We start from the raw sequence: 21,858 nt of genomic DNA, 5'->3' as shown, positions 1-21,858 counted from the left end.
ATATAAATAACATTATCAGCCTTCTTACGGCTTGAAGAGAGTCACAGTATCTTGTGCAACATTATTGGAAAGAACGAGAGGCAGGGTAATGAAGCAAAAAATGTTAAAAAAAAGCCCATCGTGGGAGATGGGCAAAGACTACACACAGCAATTCGTTGTTTCACTCAGGGGATTTCCATGCTTATAAATCAATATGTTGATTTATAACCGTGTGCTAATAGTAGGCATACGGACTTTTTGCGTCGATCAGATTCGTCTCATTAGTTTAAAAACTGTAAAGGATTTGCGACAGGAACTACCAGCTGAATGGCGGTAAGCAGGAAAATACGGACTGGAGGAATGAAATATCAATTAGCAGTGATTAACAATCAGGCGGCAAAGCCGCCTGATAAGTGATTTACTTATTCGGTTTCTCGATTTCGCCCAGCTCTTCGAGAATTTCCTCCGGCTGGTCAGTCGGCGGCGGAACTTCTTCAACCCACGCGGCAAACAGACGCCAGGAAACAGCCAGTAGTACCGGACCAATAAACAGACCGATCATACCGAAAGCAATCAAACCACCAATAACCCCGGAGAGGATCAGAATCAGCGGTAAATCTGCGCCCATGCGAATTAGCATTGGGCGGATGACGTTATCCAGAGTGCCAACCACACCACTCCACACTAACAATACCGTTCCCCAGGTGGTATCGCCGGTCCAGTAGAGCCAGATAATCGCCGGAATCAACACTGGCAGCGGGCCTAGCTGAACAAGGCAGGAGAGGATCATTAATACCGTTAGCAGCGTTGCGTAAGGCACACCAGAAACGGCCAGACCGATACCGCCAAGCACTGCCTGCACTAACGCAGTCACCACAACGCCCAGCGCCACTGCGCGGATAGCTTGTGCCGCCAGCAGTACAGCAGCATCACCGCGAACGCCCGCCAGACGGGTCGCAAAATGGCGGATGCCTTGCGCCACCTGTTCACCGCGCCAGTACAACAGGGCACTGAAGAGCAGCATCAAGGCACAATGCACCATAAAGCGCCCGATATGCGCGGCTTGCCCGACGAACCAGGTGGTAGTGGTGCCAATATAAGGACGGACTTTCGCCATAATTGCCGTGCCGCCCATATCCAGCAAATTGTGCCAGCCTGCGTACAGCTTCGCGCCAATCACCGGAATGGTATTAAGCCACGCTAAATCCGGTAATGTCATATCGCCACTGGAGATGGCCTTAATTAACGGGCCACTGCCGTCGACGATACTGTTAACCAGTAAGGCGATAGGGATGATAAACACCATCACCAGGAGCAACGTCATTACCAGAACGGCGAGAGAGCGGCGGCCAAACATGATCTTTTGCAAACGTAACAATACCGGCCAGGTGGCGATAACCACCGTACCGGCCCATGCGAAGCCGAGAATAAAGGGTTGAACGATCCACAGACATGCCACAATCATGATGGCTAAAAACAGCACCGAAAGCAGAATTTGTGCGACATCCCTGGGCTGACGAACATTTACCATAACTACTTTTCACCTTTTTTGTGCGTCAAATCGTCGACGCGACGTGAACACGCGAAACTCACCTGCATAATGATGAGCAATTTCAGCGGTTTTTAACAGGCCGATTCTGCCCTTAATTCTAATGGGCGTGTTAGAAAAAAATGTGGTACAACAACTCAGGCAACACGCAAACGATTTACTCGTCGTATTTCAAGTTGCATGTGCTGCGGCTACGTTCGTTCACCCCAGTCACTTACTTTTGTAAGCTCCTGGAGTTCACTCGCTTGCCGCCTTCCTGCAACTCGAAATCCATAGAGTAAACAAACATCACCTTTCAGTGCGCTATTGCAGCAGCCTGAAAGAACAGTGTATCGACCTACATCACAGACCGCAGGAAAGGGTCAATATAATGATTCCACAGATTTCCCAGGCACCTGGCGTCGTTCAACTGGTGCTTAATTTTTTGCAAGAGCTGGAGCAACAGGGTTTTACTGGCGATACGGCGACAAGTTATGCCGATCGTCTGACAATGTCGACCGACAACAGTATTTACCAACTTCTCCCCGATGCGGTGGTATTTCCGCGTTCAACCGCAGATGTGGCGTTAATTGCCCGTCTGGCCGCGCAGGAACGCTATTCATCGCTGATCTTTACCCCCCGCGGCGGCGGTACTGGCACTAACGGTCAGGCGCTCAACCAGGGGATTATTGTTGATATGTCCCGCCATATGAACCGCATCATCGAAATTAACCCTGAAGAGGGCTGGGTGCGCGTTGAGGCCGGGGTGATAAAAGACCAACTCAATCAGTACCTGAAACCATTTGGCTACTTTTTTGCGCCAGAACTTTCGACCAGTAACCGGGCAACGCTCGGCGGGATGATTAATACTGATGCTTCCGGCCAGGGATCGCTGGTCTATGGGAAAACGTCAGATCACGTGTTGGGCGTGCGGGCGGTGTTGTTGGGGGGGGATATTCTCGATACCCAACCTTTACCCGTCGAACTTGCGGAAACGTTGGGTAAAACCAATACCGCTATCGGGCGGATCTACAATACTGTCTATCAACGTTGCCGCCAGCAACGCCAGTTAATCATCGACAAATTCCCCAAACTTAACCGTTTTCTTACCGGTTACGATCTGCGCCATGTCTTTAACGATGAAATGACCGAGTTTGACCTGACGCGCATTCTGACCGGATCAGAAGGGACGCTGGCCTTTATTACCGAAGCGCGGCTGGATATTACGCGCTTGCCTAAAGTACGCCGTCTGGTGAACGTCAAATATGACTCTTTTGACTCCGCGCTGCGTAATGCGCCGTTTATGGTTGAGGCGCGTGCGCTTTCGGTAGAGACGGTAGACTCAAAAGTGCTGAATCTGGCGCGGGAAGATATTGTCTGGCATTCCGTCAGCGAACTGATTACCAATGTGCCTGACAAAGAGATGCTTGGGCTGAACATTGTTGAATTTGCCGGAGATGATGAGGCGCTGATTGACGAGCGGGTAAATTCACTCTGTGCGCGGCTAGATGAACTGATTGCCAGCCAGCAGGCAGGGGTGATCGGCTGGCAGGTGTGCAGTGAGCTGGCAGGTGTTGAACGTATTTATGCAATGCGAAAAAAAGCCGTCGGCCTGCTCGGCAATGCCAAAGGTGCAGCCAAACCGATTCCATTTGCCGAAGATACCTGCGTGCCGCCGGAACATCTGGCAGATTATATTGCTGAATTTCGCGCACTGCTCGATAGCCACGGTTTAAGTTATGGCATGTTTGGCCACGTCGACGCTGGTGTTTTGCACGTCCGTCCGGCACTGGATATGTGCGATCCGCAACAAGAGATGTTGATGAAGCAAATCTCTGATGACGTGGTGGCGCTGACTGCAAAATACGGTGGCTTGTTGTGGGGCGAGCACGGTAAAGGTTTTCGTGCCGAATACAGTCCGGCGTTTTTCGGTGAAGAGCTTTTCGCAGAGCTACGCAAGGTTAAAGCGGCGTTTGATCCGCATAACCGACTAAACCCTGGGAAAATCTGCCCGCCAGAAGGTATTGACGCGCCAATGATGAAAGTGGACGCGGTAAAGCGTGGCACGTATGACCGACAAATCCCCATCGCGGTACGCCAGCAGTGGCGCGGCGCTATGGAATGTAATGGCAACGGTTTGTGCTTCAACTTTGATGCCCGCAGCCCGATGTGTCCGTCGATGAAGATTACTCAGAACCGGATTCATTCACCGAAAGGGCGCGCAACGCTGGTGCGTGAATGGTTACGTTTGCTGGCGGATCGCGGCGTTGATCCTCTAAAACTGGAGCAAGAGCTGCCAGAGTCTGGCGTCAGCTTGCGCACGTTAATTGCCCGTATGCGCAATAGCTGGCATGCAAATAAAGGCGAATATGACTTCTCGCACGAAGTCAAAGAGGCAATGTCGGGCTGCCTGGCCTGTAAAGCGTGTTCGACTCAGTGTCCGATCAAAATTGACGTACCGGAGTTTCGCTCTCGTTTCTTGCAACTCTATCACACGCGTTATCTACGCCCATTGCGCGATCATCTGGTAGCAACGGTCGAAAGTTACGCACCGCTGATGGCGCGTGCGCCAAAGACTTTTAACTTCTTCATTAACCAGCCGCTGATGCGAAAACTCTCGGAAAAACACATCGGTATGGTCGATTTGCCGCTGCTTTCAGTGCCGTCGCTGCAACAACAAATGGTGGGGCATCGCTCGGCAAACATGACGCTGGAACAGCTTGAAACGCTCAGTTCAGAGCAGAAAGCACGCACGGTTCTGGTAGTGCAGGATCCTTTCACCAGTTATTACGATGCGCACGTGGTGGCGGATTTTGTTCGTCTGGTCGAAAAATTAGGTTTCCAGCCGGTGCTGTTGCCATTCTCACCGAATGGTAAAGCGCAGCATATCAAAGGCTTTCTTAATCGGTTTGCGAAGACGGCGAAAAAGACGGCGGATTTCCTTAACCGCATGGCGAAACTGGGGATGCCAATGGTGGGTGTCGATCCGGCTCTGGTGCTCTGTTATCGCGATGAATATAAACTGGTTCTGGGCGAGGCGCGTGGCGAGTTTAACGTCTTACTGGCGAATGAATGGCTGGCAAGCGCGCTTCAGTCACAGCCAGTGACAGCAGTCAGCGGTGAATCATGGTATTTCTTTGGTCACTGTACTGAGGTCACTGCTCTGCCGGGCGCGCCAGCACAATGGGCCGCGATATTTGCCCGTTTTGGCGCGAAACTGGAAAATGTCAGCGTGGGTTGCTGCGGCATGGCAGGAACTTACGGACATGAGGCGAAAAACCATAAACACTCGCTCGGGATCTATGAGTTATCCTGGCATCAGGCAATGCAGCGTCTGCCGCGTAATCGCTGTTTGGCGACCGGGTATTCTTGCCGCAGCCAGGTTAAACGGGTTGAAGGGACGGGGGTACGCCATCCCGTGCAGGCATTACTGGAGATTATTAAATGATATGGAAACGTAAAATCACCCTTGAAGCACTGAATGCCATGGGTGAAGGAAACATGGTGGGGCTGCTGGATATTCGTTTTGAACATATTGGTGATGAAACGCTGGAAGCAACAATGCCGGTAGACTCGCGGACAAAGCAGCCTTTTGGGCTGCTACATGGCGGGGCGTCCGTAGTATTGGCTGAGAGTATCGGCTCCGTTGCCGGTTATTTATGTACCGAAGGCGAGCAAAAAGTGGTTGGCCTGGAAGTCAATGCTAACCATGTTCGCTCAGCACGAGAAGGGCGGGTACGCGGCGTTTGTAAACCGCTGCATCTCGGTTCACGGCATCAGGTCTGGCAGATCGAAATCTTCGATGAGAAAGGGCGTTTGTGTTGTTCATCACGATTGACGACCGCCATTTTGTGACGTTGTCACCAGAAAAGTGTGATGCATATTGCTTTTGGTTATTATCTGCACAGTAAACGGTGGTATACTGTGCAGGTCTTGTCTAAAGCGAGGATGCTATGTCTACTCAACTTAATCCCACCCAGCTGGCCATCGAATTTTTACGCCGTGACCAAAGCAATCTTTCACCCGCTCAATATCTCAAGCGTCTGAAACAACTCGAACTTGAATTTGCTGACCTGCTTACCCTCTCTTCTACGGAGCTGAAAGAAGAAATCTACTTCGCCTGGCGTCTGGGCGTGCATTAATCTCTACTGAACATAGTCTGAACGCCCATCGACCTGGATTAACATCTGTCCAGGTCTGGCGATTATTTTCTGACCGTCCTCCTGTTGTTACCTGCTTGATTTTGCTCAAAAATAATACAAATCGCAGTTTGTGTTAAAACGGCGATGCAGTCTTATGAGATTATTCTTATCGCCCCTTCAAGAGCTAAGCCACTTTGAGTGCCGGAGATAAGCGCCGGATGGGGTAGAAACCCTTAAGCCTGTGATGCACAGACTTAAGGGTTTTCTTATTTCAGAACTCGCCACTTTTTTACCTATCTCTTAAATAGTCATTTTCGATACAACTTTTTCTTTTCCATCACAGCCTTAACACCCACTCGATAATAATCATTATCTAACAATGAGATACCTAATTCTTAGCATGCCTGTTAACCCTCTCATCAGGGTCTATGCTTATTAAATACAGGCAAAAAGCATGTTTTACGCTAAAGCCCCTGCGTTTGCTGGGTTGAACTGATAATCATTATCACTAACATGCTGTTATCCGCTGAAAGCGATGAAGTGAGGTAAATCGATGGACATGCATTCAGGAACGTTTAATCCACAGGATTTCGCCTGGCAAGGCTTAACGTTAACACCCGCAGCCGCGGCGCATATACGTGAGTTAGTCGCGAAGCAGTCGGGCATGGTTGGCGTGCGTTTAGGCGTCAAACAAACAGGCTGCGCGGGCTTTGGCTATGTGCTCGACAGCGTCAGCGAGCCAGAGAAAGATGATCTGCAGTTTGAACTCGACGGCGCGAAGCTGTTCGTCCCGCTGCAAGCGATGCCGTTTATTGATGGCACGGAAGTCGATTTCGTTCGCGAAGGACTCAATCAGATATTCAAATTTCACAACCCGAAAGCCCAGAATGAATGTGGCTGTGGCGAAAGCTTTGGGGTATAGGCGGTACTATGTCTCGTAATACTGAAGCAACTGACGATGTCAAAACATGGACCGGCGGCCCGCTGAATTATAAAGAAGGATTCTTCACCCAGTTAGCCACCGATGAGCTGGCAAAGGGGATAAACGAAGAGGTGGTGCGCGCAATTTCGGCGAAGCGTAATGAGCCGGAGTGGATGCTGGAGTTTCGTCTTAACGCCTATCGCGCATGGCTGGAGATGGAAGAACCGCACTGGCTGAAAGCGCACTACGACAAGCTGAATTATCAGGATTACAGCTATTATTCGGCACCGTCGTGCGGTAATTGTGACGATACCTGTGCGTCTGAACCCGGCGCGGTGCAGCAAACTGGCGCGAACGCCTTTTTAAGTAAAGAGGTGGAGGCGGCGTTTGAGCAGTTGGGCGTTCCCGTGCGGGAAGGCAAAGAGGTGGCGGTGGATGCCATTTTCGACTCTGTTTCGGTTGCCACCACTTATCGCGAAAAGCTGGCGGAGCAGGGAATTATCTTCTGTTCCTTTGGCGAGGCGATTCACGATCACCCGGAACTGGTGCGTAAATATCTCGGCACCGTGGTGCCGGGGAATGACAACTTCTTTGCCGCGCTTAATGCGGCAGTGGCCTCTGACGGTACGTTTATTTATGTGCCTAAAGGCGTGCGCTGCCCGATGGAACTCTCCACCTATTTCCGCATTAACGCGGAAAAAACCGGGCAGTTTGAGCGCACCATTCTGGTGGCCGATGAAGACAGCTACGTCAGCTACATTGAAGGCTGTTCCGCTCCGGTGCGTGACAGCTATCAGCTACACGCTGCGGTGGTGGAAGTCATCATCCATAAGAACGCCGAGGTGAAATATTCCACGGTACAAAACTGGTTCCCTGGCGATAACAACACCGGCGGTATTCTCAATTTCGTCACCAAGCGTGCTTTGTGCGAAGGCGAAAACAGCAAAATGTCATGGACGCAATCAGAAACTGGTTCAGCCATTACGTGGAAATATCCCAGCTGCATTCTGCGCGGCGATAACTCCATTGGTGAGTTTTACTCAGTGGCACTGACCAGCGGTCATCAGCAAGCGGATACCGGCACGAAGATGATCCACATCGGTAAAAACACCAAATCAACCATTATCTCGAAAGGGATCTCTGCCGGACATAGTCAGAACAGTTATCGCGGCTTAGTGAAAATCATGCCGACGGCAACCAATGCGCGCAATTTCACTCAGTGCGACTCAATGCTGATTGGCGCTAATTGTGGGGCGCATACCTTCCCGTATGTCGAATGTCGCAATAACAGCGCACAACTGGAGCACGAGGCAACGACATCACGTATTGGTGAAGATCAACTGTTTTACTGCCTGCAACGCGGGATCAGCGAAGAAGACGCCATCTCGATGATTGTTAACGGTTTCTGCAAAGACGTGTTCTCAGAACTGCCGCTGGAATTTGCCGTTGAAGCACAAAAACTCCTCGCCATCAGCCTTGAACACAGCGTCGGATAAGGAATAAACATGTTAAGTATTAAAGATTTACACGTCAGCGTGGAAGATAAAGCTATCCTGCGTGGATTAAGCCTCGACGTTCGTCCCGGCGAAGTTCACGCCATTATGGGGCCAAACGGTTCTGGCAAAAGTACCTTATCGGCAACGCTTGCCGGGCGCGAAGATTATGAAGTGACGGGCGGCACGGTTGAGTTTAAAGGCAAAGATTTACTTGCGCTGTCGCCGGAAGATCGTGCAGGCGAAGGCATTTTTATGGCCTTCCAGTATCCGGTGGAAATTCCCGGCGTCAGTAACCAGTTTTTCCTGCAAACGGCACTTAATGCGGTGCGCAGCTATCGCGGCCAGGAAACGCTCGACCGCTTTGATTTTCAGGATTTGATGGAAGAAAAAATTGCTCTTCTGAAGATGCCGGAAGATTTACTAACCCGTTCGGTAAACGTTGGTTTTTCTGGTGGTGAGAAAAAGCGCAACGATATTTTGCAAATGGCGGTGCTGGAACCGGAGTTATGCATTCTTGATGAGTCGGACTCCGGGCTGGATATTGACGCATTAAAAGTGGTCGCCGATGGTGTGAACTCGCTGCGTGACGGCAAGCGTTCATTCATCATTGTTACGCACTACCAACGCATTCTTGACTACATCAAGCCTGATTACGTCCATGTTCTGTATCAGGGGCGAATTGTGAAATCCGGTGATTTCACGTTGGTCAAACAACTGGAGGAGCAGGGTTATGGCTGGCTTACCGAACAGCAGTAACGCGCTGCAACAGTGGCATCACTTGTTTGAAGCTGAAGGGGCGAAACGTTCTCCAGAAGCACAGCAGCATTTACAACAATTGCTGCGTACCGGCCTGCCGACACGTAAACATGAGCACTGGAAATATACGCCGCTGGAAGGGCTGACCAATAGCCAGTTCGTCAGCATTGCGGGTGAGATATCCCCGCAACAACGCGATGCCTTAGCGTTAACGTTAGACGCCGTGCGGCTGGTGTTTGTCGATGGACGTTACATGCCAGCGCTTAGCGATGCAACTGAAGGCAGCGGGTATGATGTAAGCGTTAACGACAACCGTCAGGGATTGCCCGATGCCATTCAGGCAGAAGTCTTTTTACATTTGACGGAAAGTCTGGCGCAAAGCGTTACGCATATTGCCGTCAAGCGCGGTCAACGGCCTGCAAAGCCATTGCTGTTAATGCATATTACCCAGGGCGTGGCAGGTGAAGAGGTGAACACCGTCCATTACCGGCATCATCTGGATCTGGCGGAAGGTGCCGAAGCAACGGTGATTGAACATTTTGTCAGTCTTAATGATGCTCGTCATTTCACCGGCGCGCGGTTCACCATCAACGTCGCAGCGAACGCCCACTTGCAGCATATCAAGCTGGCGTTTGAAAACCCGGTCAGTCACCACTTTGCCCATAACGATTTGTTGCTGGCAGACGATGCCACCGCATTTAGCCACAGTTTCCTGCTGGGTGGCGCTGTGTTACGGCACAACACCAGTACGCAACTCAATGGCGAAAACAGCACGCTGCGCATCAATAGCCTGGCGATGCCGGTGAAAAACGAAGTGTGTGATACCCGCACCTGGCTGGAACACAATAAAGGTTTTTGTAATAGCCGCCAGTTGCACAAAACTATCGTCAGCGACAAAGGTCGCGCGGTGTTTAACGGTTTGATCAACGTCGCGCAGCACGCCATCAAGACTGACGGCCAGATGACCAATAATAATCTGCTGATGGGTAAACTGGCGGAAGTGGATACCAAACCACAGCTGGAAATCTATGCTGATGATGTGAAATGCAGCCACGGCGCGACGGTGGGGCGTATTGATAACGAACAGATGTTCTATCTGCGTTCGCGCGGGATCAATCAACAGGATGCCCAGCAGATGATCATTTACGCCTTTGCCGCCGAACTGACGGAAGCACTGCGTGATGAAGGGCTTAAACAGCAGGTGCTGGCCCGAATCGGTCAACGACTGCCGGGAGGTGCAAGATGACTTTTTCCGTCGACAAAGTGCGGGCCGACTTTCCGGTGCTTTCTCGTGAGGTAAACGGTTTGCCACTGGCTTATCTCGACAGCGCCGCCAGTGCGCAGAAACCGAGCCAGGTGATTGACGCCGAGGCCGAGTTTTATCGTCACGGCTACGCCGCGGTGCATCGCGGTATTCATACCTTAAGCGCCCAGGCGACCGAGAAAATGGAGAACGTGCGCAAGCGGGCATCGTTGTTTATCAACGCCCGTTCGGCGGAAGAGCTGGTGTTCGTCCGCGGCACGACGGAAGGAATCAATCTGGTCGCCAATAGCTGGGGCAACAGCAACGTGAGATCAGGCGACAATATCATCATTAGTCAAATGGAACATCATGCCAATATTGTTCCCTGGCAAATGCTTTGCGCGCGCGTTGGCGCAGAGCTGCGTGTGATCCCTCTCAATCCCGACGGTACGCTGCAACTGGATACGCTGCCTACGCTGTTTGATGAGAAAACTCGTTTGCTGGCAATTACTCATGTCTCCAACGTGCTTGGGACAGAAAATCCGCTGGCGGAGATGATCACGCTTGCGCACCAGCATGGCGCAAAAGTGCTGGTGGATGGCGCTCAGGCAGTGATGCATCATCCGGTGGATGTTCAGGCACTGGATTGCGATTTCTACGTTTTCTCCGGGCATAAACTGTATGGTCCCACCGGCATTGGCGTGCTGTATGTCAAAGAAGCCTTGTTGCAGGAGATGCCGCCGTGGGAAGGCGGCGGTTCAATGATCGCCACCGTCAGCCTGAGTGAAGGCACTACCTGGACCAAAGCGCCGTGGCGGTTTGAAGCCGGTACGCCCAATACGGGCGGTATTATTGGCCTTGGCGCGGCGCTGGAGTATGTTTCGGCGCTTGGGCTTAACAACATTGCCGAGTATGAACAAAATCTGATGCATTACGCATTGTCGCAGTTGGCAGCGGTGCCGGATCTTACGCTCTATGGTCCGCCGGACAGACTTGGCGTTATTGCCTTTAATCTCGGTAAACACCACGCCTATGACGTCGGCAGTTTTCTTGATAACTACGGTATTGCTGTGCGTACCGGACATCACTGCGCAATGCCATTAATGGCCTATTACAACGTCCCCGCGATGTGTCGGGCGTCGCTGGCAATGTACAACACCCATGAAGAAGTGGATCGTCTGGTAACTGGATTGCAACGTATTCATCGTCTATTGGGGTAAAAGGGAGGCTCTATGGCTGTATTGCCGGATAAAGAAAAATTGCTGCGTAACTTTTTACGCTGCACCAACTGGGAAGAGAAATATCTCTACATTATTGAACTGGGACAGCGTCTGCCGGAATTAGGCGATGAAGAAAGAAGTCCGCAAAATAGCATTCAGGGCTGTCAGAGTCAGGTGTGGATTGTGATGCGTCAGAATGCGCAGGGAATTATTGAATTGCAGGGCGACAGCGATGCGGCCATTGTGAAAGGGCTTATTGCGGTCGTTTTTATTCTCTACGATCAAATGACGCCGCAGGATATTGTCAATTTCGATGTGCGTCCGTGGTTTGAAAAAATGGCGCTCACCCAACATCTCACCCCATCTCGTTCACAAGGTCTGGAAGCGATGATTCGCGCAATTCGCGCCAAAGCCGCTGCACTTAGCTAAACTAAAGGAACAGCTTTCATCCGGTAGGCTCACTTTGCCGGGTGGTCGATGTTTACACTGGCCTGCACAGGAGTGTTTCGGTTTCAGGTAAACATAAGCGCCATCCGTCGTTTCAGCGTGAGCCACCGGCAAATACAGGAGGTTTACAATGAAACGCGCGTCTTTACTAACACTGACTCTTATCGGCGCTTTCAGCGCCATTCAGGCAGCCTGGGCGGTAGATTACCCGCTCCCACCAACCGGAAGCCGACTGGTTGGGCAAAATCAAACCTATACGGTGCAAGAGGGGGATAAAAACCTTCAGGCTATTGCCCGTCGTTTTGATACTGCGGCAATGTTGATCCTTGAAGCCAATAACACAATTGCTCCGGTGCCAAAACCAGGCACGACAATAACCATTCCTTCGCAACTGTTATTACCTGATGCACCGCGCCAGGGGATAATTGTGAACCTTGCGGAACTGCGTCTTTATTATTATCCGCCGGGAGAAAATATCGTGCAGGTCTACCCGATAGGTATTGGCTTGCAGGGGCTGGAAACGCCAGTGATGGAAACACGGGTAGGGCAGAAAATCCCCAATCCTACCTGGACGCCCACGGCGGGTATTCGTCAGCGTTCACTGGAGCGAGGCATCAAATTACCGCCAGTTGTTCCAGCCGGGCCGAATAACCCTCTGGGACGCTACGCACTGCGCCTGGCGCACGGCAACGGCGAATACCTCATTCATGGCACCAGTGCGCCGGACAGCGTCGGTTTGCGCGTCAGTTCAGGCTGTATGCGAATGAACGCTCCGGACATTAAAGCACTGTTCTCCAGTGTGAGAACGGGAACGCCGGTAAGAGTGATCAACGAACCGGTAAAATACTCTGTAGAACCGAACGGGATGCGTTATGTTGAAGTGCATCGACCGCTATCGGCAGAAGAACAGCAGAACGTTCAGACAATGCCGTACGCACTGCCTGCAGGCTTCACGCAATTTAAAGACAATAAGGCTGTAGATCAGAAGTTAGTCGATAAAGCATTGTATCGTCGGGCAGGGTATCCGGTTGCGGTAAGCAGTGGAGCAACTCCAGTAGCCAGCAATGCGTCTGCAGTAGAGTCAGCGCAGAATGGTGAACCAGAGCAAGGAAATATGTTACGCGCGACGCAATAGGCGTAATGAGCAGGCAAAAAAAATGGCGCACAATGTGCGCCATTTTTCACTTCACAGGTACTATTACTTGCGGTATTTAGTAGCCATGTTGTCCAGACGCTGGTTAGCACGAGCTGCGTCATCTTTAGCAGCCTGAACGTCGGAACGCATTGCGTTCACGTCGTTGCTCAGCTGGTCAACTTTAGCGTTCAGAGTCTGAACGTCAGAAGACAGCTGATCGATTTTAGCGTTGCTGGAGCAACCTGCCAGCAGAGTAGAACCCAGGATTACCGCGCCCAGTACCAGTTTAGTAGCTTTCATTATTAATACCCTCTAGATTGAGTTAATCTCCATGTAGCGTTACAAGTATTACACAAAGTTTTTTATGTTGAGAATATTTTTTTGATGGGAAGGCACTTATTTTTGATCGTTCGCTCAAAGAAACATCGAACGCATGGTTTTAGATAAAAAAAATGAGAGAAAACAGGATGGTTCCATCGGATTCATCTTAGATAAAGTGAGATTATATAGTGAAATCCGATTTGATTTTTTATTGCTTCTGGTTATCGATTAAATAAAAAAAGCGCCCATCAGGGCGCTTCGATATACAAATTAATTCACAAAAGCAATATTACAGGACGTGAACAGATGCGGTGTTAGTCGTGCCGCTCGGTACCAGCGCGCCAGAAACCATGACTACGACGTCGCCTTTGTGCGCCAGACCGCTCTGCAGCGCCAGTTCTTTACCCAGACGATAGAAATCATCAGTAGAGGTAATTTCTTTAACCAGCTGCGGTACAACGCCTTTGCTCAGTACCAGCTGATGAGCTGTTTTTTCGTTGGTGGTCAGCGCCAGAATGGTTGCATCCGGGAAGTATTTACGTACTGCACGAGCAGATTTACCGCCCTGGGTCGCTACGACGATCAGCGGAGCATCCAGTTTTTCAGCAGTTTCAACTGCGCCACGGCAAACCGCTTCGGTGATACGCAGTTTACGGTTGTCGTTGTTGAACTCGAGACGGCTGTTCATCACGCGGTCGGTACGTTCACAGATGGTCGCCATGATAGAAACAGCTTCCAGCGGATATTTACCTTTTGCGGATTCACCAGACAGCATTACTGCGTCGGTGCCGTCGAGGATGGCGTTGGCTACGTCACCAGCTTCTGCGCGAGTCGGACGTGGGTTTTTGATCATGGAATCCAGCATCTGGGTCGCAGTGATAACGACTTTACGTGCACGGATACATTTTTCGATCATCATCTTCTGGGCGAAGATAACTTCTTCAACCGGAATTTCTACACCCAGGTCGCCACGTGCAACCATGATGCCATCAGATGCCTCGAGGATTTCGTCGAAGTTATTGAGGCCTTCCTGGTTTTCGATTTTGGAGATGATTTGGATGTTTTCGCCGCCGTGCGCTTTCAGGTGTTCACGGATTTCGACAACGTCAGAACGTTTACGGATAAAGGAAGCAGCAACAAAGTCTACACCTTGTTCGCAACCGAAGATCAGGTCCTGTTTGTCTTTTTCTGCCAGTGCCGGCAGGGCGATGGAAACGCCTGGCAGGTTCACACCTTTGTTCTCGCCCAGGTCACCGTTGTTCAGTACTTTACAGATAACTTTGTTACCTTCGATAGCAGTAACTTCCATACCGATCAGACCATCGTCAACCAGTACGGTGTTGCCGACGGACAGGTCGGTGGTGAAACCTTCATAAGTTACCGCAACCATTTCGCTGTTGCCGATAACAGATTTGTCAGTGGTGAAAGTAAAGGTCTGGCCTGCTTTCAGAGAAACGTCGTTACCGCCTTCCAGTTTCATGGTGCGGATTTCCGGACCTTTGGTATCGAGCAGGATAGCGGCAGTTTTACCGGTTTTGCTCATCACGTTGCGCAGGTTCTGAATGCGCTGACCGTGTTCTGCATAGTCACCATGAGAGAAGTTCAGACGCATGACGTTCATGCCCGCGTCCAGCATTTTAGCTAACATCTCTTCAGATTCGGTTTTTGGGCCGATGGTGCAAACAATTTTGGTCTTTTTCATGACAGTCTTAGTCTTTAAGTTGAGAAGGATAGGAGAAACTTGCTTTCTGGGCGCACTGCCGGAAAGCGAATCCGGTATTACGAAAGTGATGGTGCCTCGCTCTAAGGATAGGTGACATCGAAAAAGCGTGCAGAGGAATGTGTGCTTGTGTCTCAGCCCAACGTGAGTGCCTGTTTTTGAGTCGTTGAGTTCTACAGTCCAAAGTGCTGAAACCATTCAAGAGTCAATTGGCGCGGATTATACGCTGAATTTAATCAAAAAGGAAAACAAAAACAGCGTTTCAAAAACATTCATGCATATACACAATAAACTGTTATCAAAGATTTAACGTCCTCGATAGCAGATTACGCAAAATCATCGCTGCTTGCGCAACGGGAAGGCGATGCCTGGAAGGCGGAGGATGACTGGAGTAAAGACAGAGTGCATACCTTCGTTACACAACAGATGCAATTATAATAATTTATCGAGTTATTTGTTTGATTTTGTTTGTTTTTTGTTTAAGTAATGAGATTGATATATGCTGATAACTGGCATGATAAATGGGTGTTAATAATGGGCAACCGGACAAAAGATGATGAGCTGTACCGCGAAATGTGCAGAGTGGTAGGGAAAGTGGTGTTGGAGATGCGTGACCTGGGCCAGGAGCCAAAACACATCGTCATCGCTGGTGTGCTGCGTACAGCATTAGCAAATAAACGTATCCAACGCAGCGAATTAGAAAAGCAGGCGATGGAAACAGTCATTAATGCACTGGTGAAATAATTGTTCGGGGATAGCGCGTAACGCCTTATCCCCTCTGTTTTATTATATTGTCACATGTAAGTTTATTTTTATAAATTGATGTAAGCCAACTATATTAATTGCGATATGTGTTTAATTTTATAGCGAATTAACTATTTCTATATTCTGGAATGTATATCACAAATTATTGTAGAGTAAATGAAATTCATTTCAAATGATAACAAATATCACTCCGCTTTTAATCTTCTGCTTTCCATTTTTAATTGATAACGATCAATGTTAAGGGCTAGGAATAATCACATTATTTTTTCTCCTAACCATAAAGGATTAGTTTGCTTGCGTTAAATCATGTCTCATACGCTATCGGGTTAGGACAAAAATATCTGGTGTTGGAGGCATAGTCAGCAGCGTATTAGTTGAATGCTTAATATCAGGCTGCTGAATTGTCAGCACTGTGTTTGCGAAGAGGATGCGAAATAAATGAACCCGGTTGAACGTCCACTATTAGATATTGGCTTAACGCGATTAGAGTTCTTGCGTATATCAGGAAAAGGTCTTGCTGGTTTAACAATAGCCCCTGCGTTATTGTCACTTTTGGGCTGTAAACAGGAAGATGTCGATAGCGGCACGGTGGGGCTGATAAACACGCCCAAAGGAGTGTTAGTTACCCAGCGTGCGCGTTGCACCGGCTGCCACCGCTGTGAAATCTCCTGTACCAACTATAACGATGGCGCCGTTGGTACTTTTTTCTCCCGCATCAAAATCCATCGTAATTATTTCTTTGGCGACAAGGGCGTAGGTTCCGGTGGCGGCTTATACGGCGATCTGAATTATACCGCCGACACCTGCCGCCAGTGTAAAGATCCTCAATGCCTGAAGGTCTGCCCGATTGGCGCGATTACCTGGCAGCAGGAAGAGGGATGTATAACCGTCGATCATAAACGTTGCATTGGTTGTAGCGCCTGTACCACTGCGTGTCCGTGGATGATGGCCACCGTAAATACTGAAACTAAAAAATCCTCGAAATGTGTGTTGTGCGGTGAATGCGCAAACGCCTGCCCGACAGGGGCGTTAAAAATTATCGAGTGGAAAGATATTACTGTGTGAATCTTGCAAAGGAAAAAATCATGGCTAACGGTTGGACTGGTAATATATTAAGAGTCAATCTTACGACAGGAAATATTACCCTCGAAGATTCCAGTAAGTTTAAAGATTTTGTCGGTGGTATGGGCTTTGGCTACAAAATTATGTATGACGAAGTACCTCCAGGCACCAAACCTTTCGATGAAGCAAATAAATTAGTTTTTGCTACGGGGCCGTTGACAGGGTCTGGTGCACCCTGTAGTTCTCGCGTAAATATCACATCACTTTCCACATTTACCAAAGGAAATTTAGTCGTCGACGCCCATATGGGCGGTTTTTTTGCTGCACAAATGAAATTCGCCGGATACGACGTCATTATTATCGAGGGTAAAGCGAAATCACCGGTCTGGCTAAATATAAAAGATGACAAAGTTAGCCTGGAGAAAGCCGATTTCTTGTGGGGAAAAGGGACGCGTGCAACCACGGAAGAAATTTGCCGTTTAACCAGCCCTGAAACCTGTGTAGCGGCTATTGGTCAGGCGGGTGAAAATCTTGTGCCTCTCTCTGGCATGCTGAATAGTCGTAACCACAGTGGCGGCGCGGGAACTGGCGCAATAATGGGCTCCAAAAACCTGAAAGCGATTGCGGTTGAAGGGACAAAAGGAGTCAACATTGCCGATCGCCAGGAGATGAAACGGCTCAATGACTATATGATGACCGAACTTATTGGCGCTAATAACAATCATGTCGTGCCAAGTACGCCGCAATCGTGGGCAGAGTACTCTGATCCCAAGTCGCGCTGGACAGCTCGTAAAGGGCTGTTTTGGGGCGCAGCGGAAGGCGGCCCGATTGAAACAGGAGAAATCCCGCCTGGCAATCAAAACACGGTCGGTTTCCGCACCTATAAATCTGTCTTTGATTTAGGTCCGGCAGCAGAGAAATACACCGTCAAAATGAGTGGCTGCCACTCATGTCCAATTCGTTGTATGACCCAGATGAACATTCCTCGGGTTAAAGAGTTTGGTGTACCCAGTACAGGTGGCAACACCTGTGTCGCTAACTTTGTCCACACCACCATCTTCCCGAACGGGCCGAAAGATTTTGAAGATAAAGATGATGGCCGGGTGATTGGTAATCTGGTCGGTCTGAATCTGTTCGATGACTACGGGCTGTGGTGTAACTACGGGCAGTTGCATCGCGACTTTACCTATTGTTACAGCAAAGGCGTGTTTAAGCGCGTTCTGCCTGCTGAAGAGTATGCGGAAATTCGTTGGGATCAACTGGAAGCTGGCGACGTTAATTTCATTAAAGATTTTTACTATCGTCTGGCGCACCGCGTGGGTGAGTTGAGTCACCTGGCTGATGGCTCGTATGCCATTGCTGAACGCTGGAATTTGGGTGAAGAGTACTGGGGCTACGCAAAAAATAAACTCTGGTCGCCGTTTGGTTATCCGGTTCACCATGCCAATGAAGCATCGGCACAGGTCGGCTCTATCGTTAACTGCATGTTCAACCGTGACTGTATGACGCATACGCACATCAACTTTATCGGCTCCGGTTTGCCGTTGAAACTGCAGCGTGAAGTGGCAAAAGAGCTTTTTGGCTCTGAAGATGCTTACGATGAAACCAAAAACTACACGCCGATCAATGACGCAAAAATTAAATATGCCAAATGGTCGCTGTTGCGGGTTTGTTTGCATAACGCCGTCACCCTGTGCAACTGGGTCTGGCCAATGACCGTTTCGCCACTGAAAAGCCGCAATTATCGTGGCGACCTTGCGCTAGAAGCCAAATTCTTTAAAGCAATCACTGGCGAAGATATGACGCAGGAAAAATTAGATTTAGCTGCTGAGCGTATCTTTACGTTACATCGTGCCTACACGGTAAAACTGATGCGAACCAAAGATATGCGTAATGAGCATGACCTGATCTGCTCCTGGGTATTTGATAAAGATCCGCAGATTCCGGTCTTCAGTGAAGGTACTGACAAAATGGATCGCGATGATATGCACCAGTCACTCACGCTTTTCTACAAGGAAATGGGCTGGGACCCACAGCTTGGTTGTCCAACGCGAGAAACGCTTCATCGACTCGGGCTGGAAGATATTGCCGCCGATCTGGCGACACATAACCTGCTACCAGCATAAGGAACCGGCGTAATGAGCCAGCAGGAGGAAATGACACAACTGGAAGCGCCTGATATTGACGTGACTAAGCGTCACTGGTTGCACAGTATGCGTCAGCCCGATGACACTGCGAACGATGCGGTTACAGGGCCTGAACCGGCTGAAATTCTGGCGGAGTTTATCCGCCAGCATTCGACGGCGGGTCAACTGGTTGCACGCGCCGTGTTCCTGTCGCCGCCATATACGGTTGCTGAAGAGGATCTTTCTGCATTGCTGGAAAGCATACGGCAGAGTTCAGACTTCGCAGATATCGCCTGTATGACGGGCATTAAAGATGATTATTACTACTCAACGCAAACTATGAGCGAAAACTATGCCGCTATGTCTTTGCAGGTTGTTGAGCAGGACATCTGTCGGGCCATTGCACATGCCGTTCGCTTCGAATGCCAGACGTATCCCCGACCTTATAAGGTCGCCATGCTGACGCAAGCGCCATATTACTACCTGGAAGCGCAGATTGAAGCCGCGCTCGCCGCGATGGATATCGCTCCTGAGTATGCCGATATACGCCAGGTGACGTCATCGACGGCTGTGTTGTACCTGTTTAGCGAGCGTTTTATGAGCTATGGCAAAGCTTATGGCTTATGTGAATGGTTCGAGGTTGAGCAGTTTCAGAATCCCTGAAGTTTCAGGGAGATATCATGGATAGGGTGGACAGTCGCAGCCACAGCATTAGAGGATAATAAGATGTCCTTCACTCGACGCAAATTTGTTCTGGGGATGGGAACGGTAATCTTTTTTACCGGTTCAGCACCTTCTTTGTTAGCGAACACCAGACAAGGAAAGGAAGTTCGATATGCCATGATTCACGATGAATCACGGTGCAATGGCTGTAATATTTGCGCCAGAGCATGCCGTAAAACTAACCATGTACCGGCACAGGGAAGTCGTTTGTCTATCGCGCATATCCCGGTCACCGATAACAATAACGAAACGCTGTATCACTTTTTTCGCCAGTCATGCCAGCACTGTGAAGATGCTCCTTGCATCGACGTTTGCCCCACAGGGGCATCGTGGCGTGATGAACAGGGGATCGTGCGGGTAGAAAAATCACAATGCATTGGCTGTAGCTACTGCATCGGCGCATGCCCGTATCAGGTTCGTTACCTTAATCCACTGACCAAAGTGGCGGATAAATGTGATTTCTGTGCTGAGTCACGGCTGGCAAAAGGTTTTCCGCCCATCTGCGTTAGCGCCTGTCCGGAACATGCGTTGATCTTTGGTCGCGAAGATAGCCCAGAAATTCAGGCGTGGTTACAGGAAAATAAATACTATCAATATCAGCTGCCTGGTGCCGGGAAACCGCATCTGTATCGCCGGTTCGGTCAACATTTGATTAAAAAGGAAAATGTATGAACCCGTCGCAAAATGCTGAACAATTTCATAACCAGTTGGCGAACTATGTACCGCAGTTTTCTCCCGAATTTTGGCCTGTGTGGTTGGTCATTGCCGGGCTGTTGCTGGTCGGGATGTGGTTAGTGTTGGGGCTTCACGCCTTGCTTCGCGCTCGTGGTATAAAGAAATCCACCACTGGTCATGGCGAGAAGGTTTATCTCTACAGCAAGGCGGTGAGATTATGGCACTGGTCGAATGCGTTACTCTTTGTCTTGTTGCTGGCAAGTGGGCTAATCAATCACTTTGCGCTGGTGAGCGTTGCTGCAGTCAAAAGTCTGGTTGCCGTACATGAAGTTTGTGGATTCCTGCTACTGGCATGCTGGCTTGGCTTTGTTCTCATTAATGCCGTTGGGGGTAATGGTCATCACTACATTATCCGTCGTCAGGGCTGGCTGGGGCGAGCGGCTAAACAAACGCGGTTTTATCTGCTTGGAATTATGCAAGGGGAAGATCATCCATTTCCTGCAACAACACAGTCTAAATTCAATCCATTGCAGCAGGCAGCTTATGTTGGTGTGATGTATGGATTGCTGCCGCTGTTATTGTTGACGGGGCTGCTATGCCTTTACCCGCAAACCGTGGGGGACGTGTTCCCTGGCGTAAGATACTGGTTATTGCAGGCGCATTTTGCTCTGGCAGTTATAAGCCTCTTTTTTATCTTCGGCCATCTCTATCTTTGCACCACGGGGCGTACTCCGCACGAAACTTTTAAATGTATGGTCGATGGCTATCACCGGCATTAACGAATGATCATTACACGAGCTGATCTGCGAGAGTGGCGTGTAGGCGCGGTTATGTACCGCTGGTTTCTGCGCCGTTTTCCGCAAGGTGGAATTTATGCCGATATTCACCACGCCCTGATTGGCGAAGGGTTTACCGACTGGGCGGAAAGTCTGGTTGAGTACGCCTGGAAAAAATGGCTGGCAGACGAAAATTTCGCCCGTCAGGAAGTTTCCTCAATGCAAAAACTGGCCAAAGGCCCCGTAGAGATACCCTTTTGCAGTCAGTTCGCCCGGGCCGACGATCACGCACGCGTCGGCTGTTGTGAGGATAACGCCAGAATCGCTACCGTGGGGTATGCTGCGCAAATTGCCAGCATGGGTTATAGCGTGCGGATTGGCAGTGTCGGCTTTAACAGCCATATCGGTAGCTCAGGTGAACGTGCTCGTGTTGCTGTAACCGGTAATTCCTCGCGGATAAGCAGCGCCGGAGACAGCAGTCGTATTGCGAATACCGGAATGCGAGTACGCGTTTGTACATTGGGTGAACGGTGTCATGTCGCCAGTAATGGCGATCTGGTGCAAATCGCCAGCTTTGGCGCAAACGCCAGGATTGCCAACAGCGGCGATAACGTTCATATCATCGCCAGCGGTGAAAATTCAACGGTAGTGAGTGCGGGCGTGGTGGATTCAATTATTCTCGGGCCAGGAGGCAGCGCCGCGCTGGCGTATCATGACGGCGAAAGAGTGCGCTTTGCCGTAGCCGTTGAAGGTGAAAATAATATTCGCGCTGGAGTTCGCTATCGTCTGAATGAGCAGCATCAATTTGTGGAATGCTGACTC

At 49.9% G+C, this 21,858-nt stretch carries 21 protein-coding genes and 1 other RNA gene; 17 read left to right on the top strand and 5 right to left on the bottom strand.

From position 1 onward, the window contains the following. Positions 1-103: 103 nt before the first annotated feature. Both rprA and ydiK read right to left on the bottom strand, forming a co-directional pair. Positions 104-211, bottom strand: an RNA gene (gene rprA / locus D9734_RS13985) — antisense sRNA RprA. 186 nt (positions 212-397) lie between these two features. Further along, the gene (gene ydiK, locus D9734_RS13980; RefSeq protein WP_000248636.1) at positions 398-1,510 is read right to left on the bottom strand and encodes an AI-2E family transporter YdiK; all 1,113 of its coding nucleotides are present in this window, start codon (positions 1,508-1,510) and stop codon (positions 398-400) included. Positions 1,511-1,898: 388 nt separating this feature from the next. Here ydiK and D9734_RS13975 point away from each other — a divergent pair, with 388 nt between their 5' ends. From D9734_RS13975 to ldtE, 10 genes are all read left to right on the top strand, one after another. Then, the gene (locus D9734_RS13975; protein ID WP_130208238.1) at positions 1,899-4,955 is read left to right on the top strand and encodes an FAD-binding and (Fe-S)-binding domain-containing protein; all 3,057 of its coding nucleotides are present in this window, start codon (positions 1,899-1,901) and stop codon (positions 4,953-4,955) included. Then, positions 4,952-5,362, top strand: a complete 411-nt coding sequence (gene menI, locus D9734_RS13970; RefSeq protein WP_130208236.1) for a 1,4-dihydroxy-2-naphthoyl-CoA hydrolase — start codon at positions 4,952-4,954, stop codon at positions 5,360-5,362. Before D9734_RS13975 ends, menI begins: the two co-directional genes overlap by 4 nt. A 98-nt stretch (positions 5,363-5,460) precedes the next feature. Continuing rightward, complete coding sequence (locus tag D9734_RS13965) at positions 5,461-5,649, top strand: YdiH family protein (protein ID WP_088376204.1); 189 nt, start codon at positions 5,461-5,463, stop codon at positions 5,647-5,649. Between the two features lie 553 nt (positions 5,650-6,202). Next, positions 6,203-6,571 (top strand): Fe-S cluster assembly scaffold SufA, encoded by a 369-nt coding sequence (gene sufA, locus D9734_RS13960; protein ID WP_130208234.1) that lies wholly within the window; start codon positions 6,203-6,205, stop codon positions 6,569-6,571. A gap of 8 nt (positions 6,572-6,579) precedes the next feature. Further along, the gene (sufB, locus tag D9734_RS13955; protein WP_000089364.1) at positions 6,580-8,067 is read left to right on the top strand and encodes a Fe-S cluster assembly protein SufB; all 1,488 of its coding nucleotides are present in this window, start codon (positions 6,580-6,582) and stop codon (positions 8,065-8,067) included. 9 nt (positions 8,068-8,076) lie between these two features. After that, positions 8,077-8,823: a Fe-S cluster assembly ATPase SufC gene (gene sufC / locus D9734_RS13950; protein WP_000948872.1), complete on the top strand. Its 747-nt coding sequence runs from the start codon at positions 8,077-8,079 to the stop codon at positions 8,821-8,823. Beyond that, a complete protein-coding gene (gene sufD, locus D9734_RS13945; RefSeq protein ID WP_130208232.1) occupies positions 8,798-10,069 on the top strand; it encodes a Fe-S cluster assembly protein SufD in 1,272 nt (423 codons plus the stop codon). Before sufC ends, sufD begins: the two co-directional genes overlap by 26 nt. After that, positions 10,066-11,286, top strand: a complete 1,221-nt coding sequence (sufS, locus tag D9734_RS13940; RefSeq protein ID WP_130208230.1) for a cysteine desulfurase SufS — start codon at positions 10,066-10,068, stop codon at positions 11,284-11,286. Before sufD ends, sufS begins: the two co-directional genes overlap by 4 nt. 12 nt (positions 11,287-11,298) lie before the next feature. Further along, complete coding sequence (sufE, locus tag D9734_RS13935; protein ID WP_130208228.1) at positions 11,299-11,715, top strand: cysteine desulfuration protein SufE; 417 nt, start codon at positions 11,299-11,301, stop codon at positions 11,713-11,715. Between the two features lie 148 nt (positions 11,716-11,863). Next, positions 11,864-12,868 (top strand): L,D-transpeptidase LdtE, encoded by a 1,005-nt coding sequence (gene ldtE, locus D9734_RS13930; protein WP_130208226.1) that lies wholly within the window; start codon positions 11,864-11,866, stop codon positions 12,866-12,868. 63 nt (positions 12,869-12,931) lie between these two features. Here the strand turns inward: ldtE and lpp are convergent, their stop codons facing one another. From lpp to D9734_RS23740, 3 genes are all read right to left on the bottom strand, one after another. Then, positions 12,932-13,168 (bottom strand): murein lipoprotein Lpp, encoded by a 237-nt coding sequence (lpp, locus tag D9734_RS13925; protein ID WP_000648420.1) that lies wholly within the window; start codon positions 13,166-13,168, stop codon positions 12,932-12,934. A gap of 310 nt (positions 13,169-13,478) precedes the next feature. Continuing rightward, on the bottom strand, positions 13,479-14,891 hold the full coding sequence (pykF, locus tag D9734_RS13920) for a pyruvate kinase PykF (protein WP_064530058.1): 1,413 nt from the start codon (positions 14,889-14,891) through the stop codon (positions 13,479-13,481). Between the two features lie 7 nt (positions 14,892-14,898). Beyond that, on the bottom strand, positions 14,899-15,093 hold the full coding sequence (locus D9734_RS23740) for a hypothetical protein (RefSeq protein ID WP_242664678.1): 195 nt from the start codon (positions 15,091-15,093) through the stop codon (positions 14,899-14,901). 350 nt (positions 15,094-15,443) lie between these two features. On the opposite strand from D9734_RS23740, the gene fumD reads away from it, so the two are divergent. From fumD to ydhT, 7 genes are all read left to right on the top strand, one after another. Then, on the top strand, positions 15,444-15,653 hold the full coding sequence (gene fumD, locus D9734_RS13915) for a fumarate hydratase FumD (protein ID WP_000528337.1): 210 nt from the start codon (positions 15,444-15,446) through the stop codon (positions 15,651-15,653). 459 nt (positions 15,654-16,112) lie between these two features. Next, positions 16,113-16,739 (top strand): ferredoxin-like protein, encoded by a 627-nt coding sequence (locus D9734_RS13910; RefSeq protein ID WP_130208224.1) that lies wholly within the window; start codon positions 16,113-16,115, stop codon positions 16,737-16,739. After that, a complete protein-coding gene (locus tag D9734_RS13905; protein WP_240780542.1) occupies positions 16,676-18,862 on the top strand; it encodes an aldehyde ferredoxin oxidoreductase in 2,187 nt (728 codons plus the stop codon). The genes D9734_RS13910 and D9734_RS13905 overlap by 64 nt, the downstream gene beginning before the upstream one ends. 12 nt (positions 18,863-18,874) lie before the next feature. Continuing rightward, positions 18,875-19,525: a YdhW family putative oxidoreductase system protein gene (locus D9734_RS13900; RefSeq protein WP_130208220.1), complete on the top strand. Its 651-nt coding sequence runs from the start codon at positions 18,875-18,877 to the stop codon at positions 19,523-19,525. Positions 19,526-19,588: 63 nt separating this feature from the next. Continuing rightward, positions 19,589-20,257: a 4Fe-4S dicluster domain-containing protein gene (locus tag D9734_RS13895; RefSeq protein WP_130208218.1), complete on the top strand. Its 669-nt coding sequence runs from the start codon at positions 19,589-19,591 to the stop codon at positions 20,255-20,257. After that, positions 20,254-21,039: a thiosulfate reductase cytochrome B subunit gene (gene phsC, locus D9734_RS13890; RefSeq protein WP_130208216.1), complete on the top strand. Its 786-nt coding sequence runs from the start codon at positions 20,254-20,256 to the stop codon at positions 21,037-21,039. Before D9734_RS13895 ends, phsC begins: the two co-directional genes overlap by 4 nt. A 3-nt stretch (positions 21,040-21,042) precedes the next feature. Then, on the top strand, positions 21,043-21,855 hold the full coding sequence (gene ydhT, locus D9734_RS13885; protein WP_130208214.1) for a protein YdhT: 813 nt from the start codon (positions 21,043-21,045) through the stop codon (positions 21,853-21,855). Positions 21,856-21,858 lie beyond the last annotated feature (3 nt).

The sequence above is a fragment of the Escherichia sp. E14S1 genome (assembly GCF_004211995.1).
Classification (GTDB): domain Bacteria; phylum Pseudomonadota; class Gammaproteobacteria; order Enterobacterales; family Enterobacteriaceae; genus Escherichia.
The sequence above is the reverse complement of the archived record's forward strand: the minus strand, read 5'-3'. Positions and strand labels throughout refer to the sequence as shown.